The 13,222-nt window shown below is 41.3% G+C and carries 13 protein-coding genes; 10 read left to right on the top strand and 3 right to left on the bottom strand.

What is annotated here, in order from left to right; translation table 11 throughout:
* Nucleotides 1-90: 90 nt before the first annotated feature.
* Entirely contained in the window at nt 91-756 is a 666-nt protein-coding gene (locus tag SJY28_RS11070) for a DUF924 family protein (protein WP_379544483.1), read from the bottom strand.
* Nucleotides 757-855: 99 nt separating this feature from the next.
* Between SJY28_RS11070 and SJY28_RS11065 the strand changes: the two genes are divergently transcribed.
* From SJY28_RS11065 to SJY28_RS11055, 3 genes are all read left to right on the top strand, one after another.
* Nucleotides 856-2,097: a carboxynorspermidine decarboxylase gene (locus tag SJY28_RS11065; RefSeq protein WP_379544482.1), complete on the top strand. Its 1,242-nt coding sequence runs from the start codon at nt 856-858 to the stop codon at nt 2,095-2,097.
* A gap of 275 nt (nt 2,098-2,372) precedes the next feature.
* A complete protein-coding gene (locus SJY28_RS11060; protein WP_379544481.1) occupies nt 2,373-3,647 on the top strand; it encodes a saccharopine dehydrogenase NADP-binding domain-containing protein in 1,275 nt (424 codons plus the stop codon).
* A gap of 229 nt (nt 3,648-3,876) precedes the next feature.
* Complete coding sequence (locus SJY28_RS11055) at nt 3,877-4,848, top strand: DUF3644 domain-containing protein (protein WP_379544480.1); 972 nt, start codon at nt 3,877-3,879, stop codon at nt 4,846-4,848.
* A 46-nt stretch (nt 4,849-4,894) separates the two neighbouring features.
* On the opposite strand, the gene htpX is transcribed toward SJY28_RS11055, so the two are convergent.
* Nucleotides 4,895-5,809: a protease HtpX gene (gene htpX, locus SJY28_RS11050; protein ID WP_379544479.1), complete on the bottom strand. Its 915-nt coding sequence runs from the start codon at nt 5,807-5,809 to the stop codon at nt 4,895-4,897.
* A 221-nt stretch (nt 5,810-6,030) separates the two neighbouring features.
* On the opposite strand from htpX, the gene SJY28_RS11045 reads away from it, so the two are divergent.
* The gene (locus SJY28_RS11045; RefSeq protein WP_101205044.1) at nt 6,031-6,363 is read left to right on the top strand and encodes a YnfA family protein; all 333 of its coding nucleotides are present in this window, start codon (nt 6,031-6,033) and stop codon (nt 6,361-6,363) included.
* Between the two features lie 107 nt (nt 6,364-6,470).
* Here the strand turns inward: SJY28_RS11045 and SJY28_RS11040 are convergent, their stop codons facing one another.
* The gene (locus SJY28_RS11040) at nt 6,471-6,593 is read right to left on the bottom strand and encodes a hypothetical protein (RefSeq protein ID WP_021815223.1); all 123 of its coding nucleotides are present in this window, start codon (nt 6,591-6,593) and stop codon (nt 6,471-6,473) included.
* Nucleotides 6,594-6,944: 351 nt separating this feature from the next.
* On the opposite strand from SJY28_RS11040, the gene SJY28_RS11035 reads away from it, so the two are divergent.
* The 6 genes from SJY28_RS11035 (at nt 6,945) to SJY28_RS11010 (ending at nt 13,218) form a co-directional block, all read left to right on the top strand.
* A complete protein-coding gene (locus SJY28_RS11035) occupies nt 6,945-7,547 on the top strand; it encodes a 6-pyruvoyl tetrahydropterin synthase family protein (protein WP_379544478.1) in 603 nt (200 codons plus the stop codon).
* Nucleotides 7,540-8,070 (top strand): tRNA (adenosine(37)-N6)-threonylcarbamoyltransferase complex ATPase subunit type 1 TsaE, encoded by a 531-nt coding sequence (gene tsaE / locus SJY28_RS11030; RefSeq protein ID WP_379544477.1) that lies wholly within the window; start codon nt 7,540-7,542, stop codon nt 8,068-8,070. The genes SJY28_RS11035 and tsaE overlap by 8 nt, the downstream gene beginning before the upstream one ends.
* A 53-nt stretch (nt 8,071-8,123) precedes the next feature.
* The gene (gene mutL / locus SJY28_RS11025; RefSeq protein ID WP_379544476.1) at nt 8,124-9,902 is read left to right on the top strand and encodes a DNA mismatch repair endonuclease MutL; all 1,779 of its coding nucleotides are present in this window, start codon (nt 8,124-8,126) and stop codon (nt 9,900-9,902) included.
* Nucleotides 9,903-9,984: 82 nt separating this feature from the next.
* A complete protein-coding gene (gene miaA / locus SJY28_RS11020; RefSeq protein WP_379544475.1) occupies nt 9,985-11,151 on the top strand; it encodes a tRNA (adenosine(37)-N6)-dimethylallyltransferase MiaA in 1,167 nt (388 codons plus the stop codon).
* A gap of 327 nt (nt 11,152-11,478) precedes the next feature.
* Nucleotides 11,479-12,006: an RNA chaperone Hfq gene (gene hfq, locus SJY28_RS11015; protein ID WP_379544474.1), complete on the top strand. Its 528-nt coding sequence runs from the start codon at nt 11,479-11,481 to the stop codon at nt 12,004-12,006.
* Nucleotides 12,007-12,225: 219 nt separating this feature from the next.
* The gene (locus SJY28_RS11010) at nt 12,226-13,218 is read left to right on the top strand and encodes an SIS domain-containing protein (protein WP_379544473.1); all 993 of its coding nucleotides are present in this window, start codon (nt 12,226-12,228) and stop codon (nt 13,216-13,218) included.
* Nucleotides 13,219-13,222: the final 4 nt, after the last annotated feature.

Here is a 13,222-nt window from a genome sequence, read left to right as displayed (position 1 = left end):
TGAACCAGTGATATGATTCAGACCTTCTTTTTATACGATAAGTTTTGTGTAATAACTTTGAGTATCTTTAAACAGTACTAGGAATCTTGCCTAAAACGATGAATTAGGCTGTTTTAAAAAGTTCTTTTCATCTTCGGTAGAGTCGCGATTTAGTACCTCGTTGCGATGTGGATATCGCCCGAATTGATCGATAATTTGTTTGTGACGATGTTCAAAGTCTAATGTGTTTGCATCATCTAATTGTTCAAATAGCGGTAGATAACGCTTATGAATCATGGCCGACTCAGAGTGCATAAATGGTATGATAATAAATCTACGCCATTGCATCGGTAGAGTATCAAAATAAGGTTGTTGAATGGCTTCTTGAGCGAGTGCTAATGCCATACCGTCTTGCGCAAATGCACTTGCTTGTCTGCGACATAAATTGCGTGAAAACTGATCTAGCACAATAATTTCTGCCAAGCGTCCTGCCAATGCCGTTATTGAACTATTACCATCCAATGAAGACTCTGCGATACGCCAAGTGACACATTCGCCTTGTTTCGCTGCATACCAAATGCCGCCAAACTTATCCTGTATCTGCTTATCAAAACGATCGTTTTGTTCAAACCAGTAAGCTTCATTGTTTTTATCAAACCAAAAATCCAACACGGCACGCGCATCAGGATCTAAATAAGTCAAATCTATGTTTTTCGGATCCAATTGTGATGAATGGGATCGACTGGCTGAGGTGGAATAATCGGTTGAGAGTGCCATAAGATATTCTAATTATGATGAATTTAGTCTACTATAGCGCAAATATTTATATCTGTCTGTCAAGATACCAACAGCAGAGTGTCTATTAGGTAATCTATTATGAATGCAAAAAATCTAGAGAATTCTATCAACGCGACATTGCCACCAACGCCTTACTACGTGCTTGATGAAGCGGCCATCGTTGCCAATATGAAAATCATCGCTAGGCTATGTGAGCTGTCTGGTGCAAAGGCATTATTGGCACTAAAATGTTTTGCCACATGGGGCGTGTTTGATGTGATGCAGCCTTATCTGCATGGCACGACTTCATCTTCGCTTAACGAAGTCAGATTGGGCTATGAGACCTTTGGTAATAACGATGATGCCAGTAGCAGCGACAAAAAAGAAACGCACGCTTATAGCGTCGCCTATAGTGCAGACGAAATCCCTGAAGTATTGAACTATGCGGATAAAATCATTTTTAACTCAATCTCACAGCTTAACGCTTTTAAAGCGCAAGCCGCCGCGCAAAATATACCTGTAGGTCTACGACTCAACCCTAAGACCAGTAACTCATCGTTTTTGATTGCCGATCCTGCGCGTCCATTTAGCCGTCTTGGTGAGCACGATAAAGATAAAATTGCAGCAGTACTTGGCGATATCACTGGCGTCATGATTCACAACAATTGTGAGAATGACAGCTTTGAAGCCTTTAGTGAAAGCTTGGCTGATATCGAAGCTAGATTTGGTGGTATCTTAGCCCAACTTGAGTGGGTGAGCTTGGGCGGTGGTATCCACTTTATCGCGCCTGACTATCCATTAGAAAAATTGGCTGCACGTTTGAAAGCGTTTAGCGAAACCTATGGCGTGCAAGTGTATCTTGAGCCAGGTGAAGCCAGTATTCATGGTGCAGGCACGTTGGTGACCACCGTATTAGATACCATGCATAATGAAAAGAACCTAGCAGTCGTTGATGCTTCTATCGAAGCGCATATGCTTGATTTACTGATTTATCGTGAGTCAGCACCGATTGCTGCGATTAACCATACAGCTGCCGATATTGCACCTATTGGCAATCCTGCAGAAGCTGCACCGTCTGAAGCTGATGCTGAGTCGGCAGACCATACCATTATCTATGGTCGTTCTTGCTTGGCAGGTGATATCTTTGGTGAGTATGCATTACCGAGTAATCTTCAGATAGGCGATAAGATTGCCTTTGGTAATGCTGCTGGTTATACAATGGTTAAGAAAAACTGGTTCAACGGTGTCAACATGCCAGCGATAGTTATCCGCCGATTGGATGGCAGTATCGATATCCAGCGTGAGTTTGATTATCAAGATTATAAAGCCAGCTTGTCTTAACGGGATACTTTCAAGACTTTTCTACATTAGAAAACAAAGGCTTAGTCTTAATAATGGGTGATTTTAAGGTATCTGCTATTGATACATTATTTTTTACCGATAAGGGAATAAAAATTGTTATAATCGCGTCGGGCAAATAATGGAGTATTATTTGCCCGACGGGTGCGTGGGTTTTCCTCGGTCTTCCTTTTTAATTCACGCATATCATTCACTCGTTTCTGTTTTGCATAGCCGCTATCAATGGTATCGACAGGGACACAAAGGAGGATTGTTCATTGAACACAAACCAACAAGCTAAGCCCAACAAAAAAGACGTACTGATCATCGGAGCAGGCGGTGTCGCTCAAGTGGTCGCGCATAAATGTGCGATGCACAATGATGTACTTGGTGAGATTCATATCGCCTCACGTACAAAAGACAAATGCGATGCCATCGCCCAAAGTGTAAAAGAAAAAGACAGCTTTAAGCAGGCTGCGGTCTTGCATACGCATCAAGTCGATGCGATGGACAGCCAAGCACTTGTGCAGCTGATACAAGACACTGGAATACAAATAGTCATCAATGTTGGTTCGGCATTTATCAATATGACCGTATTAGAAGCCTGCATTGAGACAGGTACTGCCTACATAGATACGGCTATTCATGAAGACCCACGTAAAATTTGTGAGACCCCGCCGTGGTACAACAACTATGAGTGGCAACGTAAAGAGCGCTGTGCAGACAACAATGTCACTGCCATTTTAGGTGCAGGGTTCGATCCTGGTATGGTCAACGCTTATGCGCGTCTTGGCTATGACATGATGGATGCAGGATCTGTGACGGATATCGATATTATTGATATCAATGCGGGCAGCCATGGCAAATACTTTGCGACCAACTTTGATCCAGAGATTAACTTCCGTGAGTTCACCGGTACGGTTTACTCTTGGCAAGACAGCAAGTGGCAGTCTAACAAAATGTTTGAAGTCAAACGTACGGACCATTTGCCAGTTGTGGGTGTGCAAAACAGCTATCTAAGCGGTCATGATGAAGTGCATTCATTGTCAGCCAATCTAGATGTACCAAACATTCGCTTTTGGATGGGCTTTGGTGAGCATTATATCAATGTCTTCACTGTCCTACAGAGCTTAGGATTATTGTCTGAGCAGCCAGTGATGACTGCTGAAGGTCAAGAAGTTGTACCACTAAAAGTCGTTAAAGCGGTACTACCAGATCCAAGCTCCCTTGCACCGAACTATACAGGCAAGACCTGTATCGGTGATAAAGTCAAAGGCAAGATCAATGGTGTTGAGACTGAAGTGTTTATCTATAACGTCTCAGATCATAAAGATGCTTACAATGAAGTTGGTAGCCAAGGTATCTCTTATACCGCAGGCGTGCCACCTGTTGCTGCTGCGATACTGGTCGCTACTGGCGAATGGGATGCAGGCAAAATGGTCAACGTCGAAGAGCTAGATGCTAAGCCATTTATCAATCTACTAAATAAGATTGGTCTGCCAACGCGTATCAAAGATAGCGAAGGTGATAGAGCGCTTGAGTTTGATATTTAATTAGCAAATTGTATTTAGAAAAGCCTATCTATAAAAGATAGGCTTTTTTTATGTCTGATCATATGAAAAATAGAGGCTAGTGGTGTTATTACGTTCTTGCTACTATCGTAGCTATGTTTTTATATCGATATATGTTCTGTCTTTTTCTATACATGCTAAGCTTGCGATGTGTTTTTTAACTATTAATACTCTAAGAATAGATTAACGTATGAAATCTAGGTCTAGATTAATGCTAGAGAAGTCTGTTGCGGCTATGCTTTCAGCCATAGAAATATACAATAAACCTGATTTTAAATATCGTGAGGAGACATTTTCTGTTTTATGTATTAATTCATGGGAGCTTCTACTAAAAGCTAAAGTACTTAATCTAGCTAGTAACAAAATGACCTCACTTTATATGATGGAGTTTAGAACACTAACTAATGGAAAAAAATCTAAAGTACTTCGACCCAAGCGGAATAGGTCAGGTAATGAAATGTCTATTAATCTATTTGAAGCATATAGGGTTATCACTGAAGATTACGGTGTAAAGATTGATAGGGCAGTAAGTGACAATCTTATAGCACTCACTGAAATTAGAGATAATTCAATTCATTTTGTTAACAATGACCTTCTTTTATCGATGAAGGTTCAGGAGTTAGGAAGTGCCTCACTTCAAAACTATCTTCATTTAGTATCTACATGGTTCGGTGATATTTTAGCGCAATATAATTTTTACTTAATGCCTTTATCCTTTTTTAGAAATTTTGATGACGCTCCTGGAGTGGCATTGAATTCAAGTGAAAAGAAAGTATTAGATTACATAAAGAACTCGGAAGCTCAGTATGATGATAGCGATATAAGTGACTACAACCTTACGCTGAGAATTGAAGTGAAATTTCAAAAAGTCAAAAGCACTTCTGGATTACCTGTTCAGCTTACTAATGACCCAACTGCTACGACAATCATGTTATCTGAAGAAGATATAGCAGATAAATATCCTTGGGATTATGATATTTTAAGTACACGATTAACAAAAAGATATTCTGATTTCAAAATGAATGCTAAGTACCATAGAATTCGTAAAGAATTAGAAGAGGACAAACGGTATGCGTATTTAAGGGTTTTAAATCCTTTAAATCCAGCAGGTGGAATAAAGAAGCTTTTCAACCCCAATATTCAGAAAGAATTTGATAAGCATTATACTAAGATTAAGGCATGATCTAAAACTATACCTTTAGCCGTTCCCAGAAAAAGAAATATAATTATCATCCCTCATTAGGACTATATTCTCTCAACGCCGCAATACGGTCATCAAGCGTGGGGTGTGAGCGGAATAGATTGGCAATACTAAAGCCTTGCGTTTGTCCAGACGAAATCGCAAATGCTTTCATACTCTCAGGCATTTGATCCGGTCGCTGTGCAGAGGGACGCAACGCATCAAGCGCACTGATCATTTTTTCGCGGCTGGCAAGCTTTGCGCCCATTTGATCCGCACGGAATTCACGTAAGCGTGAAAACCACATCACGATAGCAGACGCCAAGAAACCAAGTAGAATATCCATCACAATACTAGTGATGAAGTACCCAATACCTGGGCGATCACTAGTGTTTTTAAACACAGTACGGTCAACGAAACTACCGACAATACGTGCAAAGAACATTACAAACGCATTTACCACGCCTTGGATAAGGGCAAGGGTTACCATATCACCGTTAGCCACATGACCAATCTCATGCGCCAATACCGCTTCGACTTCATCTTGATTCATATTCTGTAGTAGACCAGACGAAACCGCCACTAGCGCTTTATTCTTATTCCAACCAGTCGCAAAGGCATTTGGCTGCGAGTTATTAAAAATACCAACCTCAGGCATACCGATATTTACGGCTCGTGCTTGTTTGGCTACGGTATCGACTAGCCATTGCTCAGTAGCGGTGCGTGGAGATTCTATAACTACCGTACCAGTAGATCTTTTAGCCATCCATTTTGATATAAATAGCGACACCATCGAGCCGACCATACCGTAGATACCACACATAACGGCAAGGCTAATGTAGTTAAGACCACCTGCGCTGTGCACGCCGCCAATCCCAAAAAACCTCGATAAAATACCAAACACAATGCTAAATACCACAATCACTGCTAAGTTAGTTAATAAAAATAATCCAATACGCATCATGATGCTAACTTCCTATTTACAATGTCGGTATGGCCTCGATAGACGGTTATCTAAGAGGTTTGTTTGTTATGATAGATTTTACTGTGATTTTGACTGTAATGTTAGAAAAAATAGCTTTTTATAAATGGTGACAGAGATGGGATGATTATTTTGGGGAATGCCGTACAATACCTGGCTGGTTTTAGCAGATTAGAAAAGTAGTAGATGAGGAGTGGTAAGTTTTGACAGAATTAAAGACGGTTGGGTTATTTGCGCTTACTGCATTGGCTGAGATTGCAGGATGTTATCTGCCTTATCTTTGGCTGCGAGAAGGCAAATCAATCTGGCTGCTGATACCTGGTACGCTGAGCTTGGTTGCGTTTGTTTGGCTGCTGTCATTACATCCGACTGCTGCGGGCAGGGTCTATGCTGCATATGGTGGTGTTTATATATGTATGGCGATTTTATGGTTGTGGACGGTCAATGGTATACGACCAACTATGTGGGACATAGTGGGTTCGGTAGTTGCGCTATTAGGAATGGCGATTATTATGTTTGCACCGCGCGGAGCTTAATAAAAACCTAAGCTTAATTAAAGACAGTGCTTAGCTAAAAGCCAATGACGAATCAAAAAATACCAATCGAACGGTTAGGTCAGATTGGCATATTGATCTATTTATTATTAATGTTTGCCTAAAATACTACCATTGTCGTCTTTCTTGGCTTGTTTGGCAGCTTTCTTCTCTTTAGCAGTCAAAAGGGGCTTTTTCTTAACGTTCTTCTTGCTATCTTGACCTTTGCTCATAATCGTTTCCTTTTTTACAGCACACTACTCATTACGCAAAGTTAAGCGAATTCAAGACAGTGTGAATACAGCTAACATAGCTGTTTACTTAATAGAGTATAGGCTTAAGCTTTAGTAATAGATAGCGCTCGCACAATTCCTCTACGATTCAATTATCGTTCAAATTCTTTATGTTTACGGTTAGTCCTAGTTTATCAATTGATTCGTTCAATCAATCATTATATTAATAAGTGCTTACTTACGGATACATGGCGATTTGCTATAATGAACCATAAACCGATTCATAAACGCGGCAAACTCTTATTTATTAACATTTAGCACCATAGTGCTTACTGTTTTGGTCAAATTATTATGCGTATTCGTAAACTGTTCAAATTTGAAAATGCTCACATCGTTCGTAATTGTAGTTCTGAGCGTTGTAAGCATTCGATTCATGGCCACAGCTATCAGATTGAGCTAATCCTTGAGGCCACTCGTTTAGACCATGGGCAAATGGTTTATGACTTTGGTCTACTAAAGTCTTCGATCAAAGATATTATTGATAGCTTTGATCATGCTATTTGTTTTTGGAACAAAGATGATCCTGAGTATGTCGCAGCGTGTAAGAAATTTAGCGCACGTTGGATAAGCTTGCCAGTTTCACCATCGGCAGAGCAGTTTTCAAGAGTAATATTCTTTTGGGCACAAGAAATACTGCGTCAGACACAAATGCAAAATGGTGAAGCGGATGTCAGCGTATACTCAGTGATTGCCCACGAGACGGCGACAGGGTATGCGCAGTGCTTTGCTGATGATGTTGCAAACGATCAAATGGGTAAACTGGTCTTAGAAGATTTTGAATTCAGTGAGCAGGTTCGTGCTGAGTGGACTGACTCTGAGCTGTATACCAAGCTGATTCGCGGTGAAAGCTTTACCAATCCAACTGTGACCATGCAGGTTCAGTCTGATGTGTGATGGTCAATCTATAGAAAATAGCAAATACTTAAAGACTCTGATACTAAACTCTGAGCAAGATACTCAATCATTGGCTGAGCAATTAGCGACGTTGCCGCTGACAGGTAGCGTGTGGCTGGCAGGGGACTTGGGCGCTGGTAAAACGACATTGACGCGTTATTGGTTACAAGCGCTTGGTCATACAGGTGCGGTGAAAAGCCCAACCTATACCTTGGTTGAGCCTTATAGTATTCAGCGAAAAGATGGTTCGATCAAGCCAGTTTATCATGCAGATTTATATCGTCTCCAAGATCCAGAAGAACTGTCTTTTATTGGATTTGATGAGTATCTCGATGAGCCTGAAGCATTAGTCATCATCGAATGGGCTAGCCGTGCTGATAGCTATCTTCCGCCGCCCACGTTATTCATCGATATGACTCAAAGTGTAAGCGATGATAACGGCACTGAAGCTCGCCAAGTGCAGTTGAGGTTGTCAAAGGCAGGCCAAGCGCAGGGCTTGGATCTATCACAACTTATCATCTAAACGAATATCTAAATTACACCAATCGCTACTTTCCAAAAATATGACATCTATCTATGCCAGATAATCATCCTAATACCCGTATCAAAAAACTATCGCCGTTGCTGATCAATCAATTAGCAGCAGGTGAGGTGGTGACGCGTCCAGCAGCAGTGGTCAAAGAACTGCTTGAAAATGCCATCGATGCTGGTGCGACCAATATTGAGGTGCGCATCACTCAAGGCGGTATGGGCTTGATTGAGGTAGTAGATAATGGGGTCGGTATTCATCCTGATGACATGGTCATGGCTATTACTCGTCATGCGACCAGTAAGGTTGCTGACGTTGCTAATTTGCATGGTATTACGACGTTGGGTTTTCGCGGTGAAGCATTAGCGGCGATGGCTGCTGTTTCTCGTTTGACCTTAATCAGTAGTCATGATGAGAGCGGTATCGGTCGTCAATTACAGGTCGCTGGTGTATTAGATGACACACCGAAACTGTTGCCAGTTGTTCATAACCGCGGTACTACGATTGTCGTAAAAGATTTGTATTTCAATGTGCCTGCCCGCCGTGGCAATTTAAAATCTATTGCTACTGAGTTCGGGCATATTGAAACCATCGTCCGAGAGGTTGCACTGGCGCGTGCCGATGTTGCTTTGACACTTTTTCATGACAATAAACAGCGGCTATCATTATCTGCAAGTGCTATGAGTATTAGTGGTAACAATGACAGCAATGACAGCCGCTTGCCACTGCCGCGTCTAGAACAAGCGACTGGTATGGCATTGACAGATAATGCATTAGCAATATCGATAGATTTGTCGAGTCTGGTACAGTCGTCTGTAGCGTACGATGATAGCAATGTTAATCAGGCAGCGATTAGTGGTTGGTTATGGCCATTGCATCATGAAAAATCTGACTTACCAAAGCTGATTTATGTAAATGGCAGACTGGTAAAAGAAGCGTTGATTAGCAATCAAATACGTCAACTGGCACAAGGTGCGCAGCTAGCAGGTATGGGGTATGCATTGTATTTTGACTTACCAACTCAATGGTTAAATATCAATGTGCATCCATCTAAACAACGTATCAAAATCAGTCCATTGAATAATATTATGGCGCACTTAGGCCATACAGTTCGTGCGCAGTTGAAAACGAACGATGTAGCTAAGTTTAGGTCTGAGACTGCATCTAAATCTGTACCGAAGCTAGAAACTGATAGACAAAACAAATCTGCGGAACGGGCAAGTAATGATGCTGCTTTAAGTCGTTCTTCTGAAATGCCCATCTCGAGTAGTCAGCCTACTAATAACCTAAGGCAGAATAATCAAGTAGAGTCTACTAGACAGTCTTATCAGTCTACTGCAAACCAATCACTTTCAAATAATCCTTCATTGCAAGAGTCAGTGCAATCTCATATCAATGAACGATCAGACCAAAGTAACAACAGCACGTCACATTATTCCGCTGTAGGAGCTACCTCTGCATCTTTACCAATTTGCTTAGATATTATTGAAAACGTAGAGACTATTGGTATTGACTCAAGCACAGAGGATAGAAGTCTACCTTGGCTGTTGTTTTATCACCAAGGGCAGTGTGTACTGATAAGTGCTAAAGATTGGCAGTCTAAAATAAACCAGTTGTTTGAATTACTTACATCTAGTCATAAAGTATTTAAAAAGGATACATTACCAAACAGTGCTACTGAGATTAATCAGCAACTTATTAGTGTCAATACGAAAATGTCTGTACAGGATTCAATGGTTTTCGTGAATGATCTTACTGGAATAATCATGAACAATGCTATTAAAGCGATAGATAGTCATCGCTTAGTAAAGCTAATGCTATCCTGAATATCTGAAAATAATTACAACATCTTAAAGTAATTAAACCAATTGATATCTGAGTTATCCATATATTATGAAAGGCCACTTTATGCAACATTCGTCTGATAGCCTACCTCACAAACTGACGGATAATAGCGTGGTTTGTCTTATGGCACCAACCGCTAGCGGCAAGACGTCACTAGCGTATGAGCTATACGATACTGGCCGTTTTGAATTAATTTCTGTGGACTCAGCGCTGATATATCGTGACATGAATATTGGCACAGCCAAGCCAACAGCGGCTGAGCTGGCGCGTTATCCACATCATTTGGTCGATATCATTGATCCTATGCAAAGCTATAGTGTGGCTGAGTTTGTCAGTGATGTTGCCCGTCTTATTGACGAATGTCATAGAAATGGCAAGATACCATTATTAGTAGGCGGCACCATGATGTATTACATGGCGCTACTCGATGGGTTGTCTCCTGTGCCCGATAGCGATGACAGCGTACGGGCGCGCGTAGAGCAGTGGCGTCAAGAGGAAGGTATTAGTGCTCTATATGATTATTTAGGGAGTATAGATCCTATAAGCCATGAGCGTTTGAATGCTACTGATACTCAGCGTATCACGCGAGCAGTGGAAGTCTATCTACAAACACATATTCCAATAAGTGACTGGCAGCGCAAGCCAAAGCAAGCATTGGCACATAATCCAAAGCAGCAATGGCATGCGCTATCGGTAATGCCAGATCGCCCATGGCTACATGATCGTATCGAACAACGTCTAGATATCATGTGGAATGAAGGGCTAGTGACTGAAGTCATAGAATTACTAAAAAAGTATCCGCTCACGCCTAATATGCCTTCGATGCGCTGTGTGGGTTACAGGCAAGTACTAGAATACTTGGTACATATTGAGCATCCGATATTTGATGAGACTCATCTGGATAAAGCTCAATTCTATGAAGCTTTTGGAAAGCATGCAGCTGCCAACGAAAGAAAAGAAATCTCAGATAATGTTGCTCAGTCAGCTGCTCAACCAAACATGGCTAACCAAGAGACCGAGGCGCTTGCTTGTCAGGAAATGCAAAATAAGGCATTATATGCTACAAGGCAGCTAGCAAAACGTCAGTACACATGGCTGAGAAAGGTAATGCAATTACCTAGCGCATCATCAAGTGGGATAGCAGAATCTGAGAGCAAGGCTGATGCTAGCAGTCGTATGATATTACAAACGTTTGAAACCATGGCCGAAGCACGAGAGTACTTATCTTAAGGTGCAATGATAGCTAACACAATTAGTTTCAAAAATTGGCATAAATAGCTGTTATAATTTGGCTCAGTGCATTGAACATTGTTATGATGTCTGGTTTATGAACTTTTGTAGGCAGAAATCATTAACGAAACAACTAGTTACTTAATTATTTACAATAATAACGTATTCGCGATAAAGTGGAATCACTTAAGAGCAACGAATATTTATTTAGATACGTTTTATAAAGAAAACACCTTATTGTATCTACCTTTTAGCCATTATAATTAAATTAACACTTAAAATAATTGGCACTCAAAACATAACTATATAATATTTAGGAGAGATTTCATGTCAAAAGGACAAACTTTACAAGATCCGTTCTTGAACTCGCTGCGCAAAGATCGCATTCCTGTATCTATTTTTTTGGTAAATGGTATTAAATTACAAGGCCAAATTGAATCATTTGATCAATATGTCGTTCTCCTGAAAAATACAGTGAGTCAAATGGTATATAAGCATGCTATTTCAACAGTCGTGCCAGCGCGTAACCCGCGTAGTAGTACGACGACAGGTACAAGTGCTCAGCCTCAGAGCGCAGCACCGACTGGATATCAAGGCGGTGGTTTTGAACGTGGTAGCAACCCTGCTGCTGGCGGCTTTGAAGAACGTGGTTTTGCATCGAGTCGTAGTGGATTCAATCGTGGTGGTTTTAGCCAAGGTCAGGATCGTGGCTTTGAACGAGGTAGCTTTGGACAAGGTCAAGAGCGCGGGTTTGAGCGTGGTGGCTTCGGTCAAGATCGTGGGTTTGATGCCACGGCAGATAATTCAGGTTTCGAAGATAAGCCAAACGATGGTTCTAATGATAGCAACAGCTAACGTATTGCATTAACCAAGCATGTTGTCTAAAAAAATATTAAGACATGATTTATTCGTTTAAAACCTGCTGATAATAGTGGGTTTTTTTTGTATAGATAGCAGCATGCTCTTTGCTCAGTAAGAAGCACTATATTAGTGTAGATTTTGTAGACCATTACTAATATGAAACATAGTGTAGTAAAATAGCGTATTGATTCATTATAAAAATAGAGCGGATTCATGAGTGATACCAAAAACAACTTAACCCATGAGCAATTTATTACCACTGCTATCGAGGCCATTAACACAGAGATATCTGCGTTAGCACTACTAACAGAGCAGATTGACGACAGATTTGCACAAGCATGTGACATCATTCTGACTTGTAAGGGTCGAGTAGTGGTTACGGGCATGGGTAAGTCAGGGCTAATTGGACGCAAAATTGCAGCGACCTTTGCCTCAACTGGTACGCCTGCTTTTTTTATGCATCCTGGTGAAGCAGGGCATGGTGATTTGGGGATGCTTGTAAAAGGTGATGTGCTGCTTGCTATTTCAAACTCAGGTGAGTCAGATGAAATCAAGATGCTACTGCCAGTTGTTAAGCATCTAAATATCCCTCTCATCAGTATCAGTCGTGATAAGCGCGGTATGCTACCGCGAGCAGCTGATATTGTATTGACACTCGGTCAATCGCAAGAGGCTTGTCCACTTAATCTAGCGCCAACCTCTAGTACGACGGCTACTTTAGCGCTCGGAGATGCGTTAGCGGTGGCTTTAGTACATGCCCGTAATTTTACTTCTGAAGATTTTGCATTATCCCATCCTGCTGGTGCCTTGGGTCGTCAGCTATTGACGCGTGTTGAAGATTTGATGCATACCAACTCAGAAGACTTACCATTGATTCATCAGCAGGCCCCATTGCAACAAGCTTTATTTACCATGTCTGCTGGTCGCTTGGGTATGACAGTGGTGACTGATAATGACAGTAAGGTCGTCGGTGTGTTCACAGATGGTGACTTGCGCCGAGGGTTAGAAAAAGGCATCGACCTACAAACGCCAATGAATGAAGTGATGGTTAGCAATCCACGCCATATCAGTAAAACGATGCGTGCGTCAGATGCGCTAAGTGTCATGAATGAGAGTGGTATTAGCCAATTATTGATTATTGATGATGAAGATCGTTTAGAAGCTATTATTACCGTGCATGATTTGCTGCAAGCTGGTGTCAAATAAGGTT

Origin of the sequence: Psychrobacter sp. R86515 (assembly GCF_042466315.1) — a bacterium.
GTDB lineage: Bacteria > Pseudomonadota > Gammaproteobacteria > Pseudomonadales > Moraxellaceae > Psychrobacter.
The sequence above is the reverse complement of the archived record's forward strand: the minus strand, read 5'-3'. Positions and strand labels throughout refer to the sequence as shown.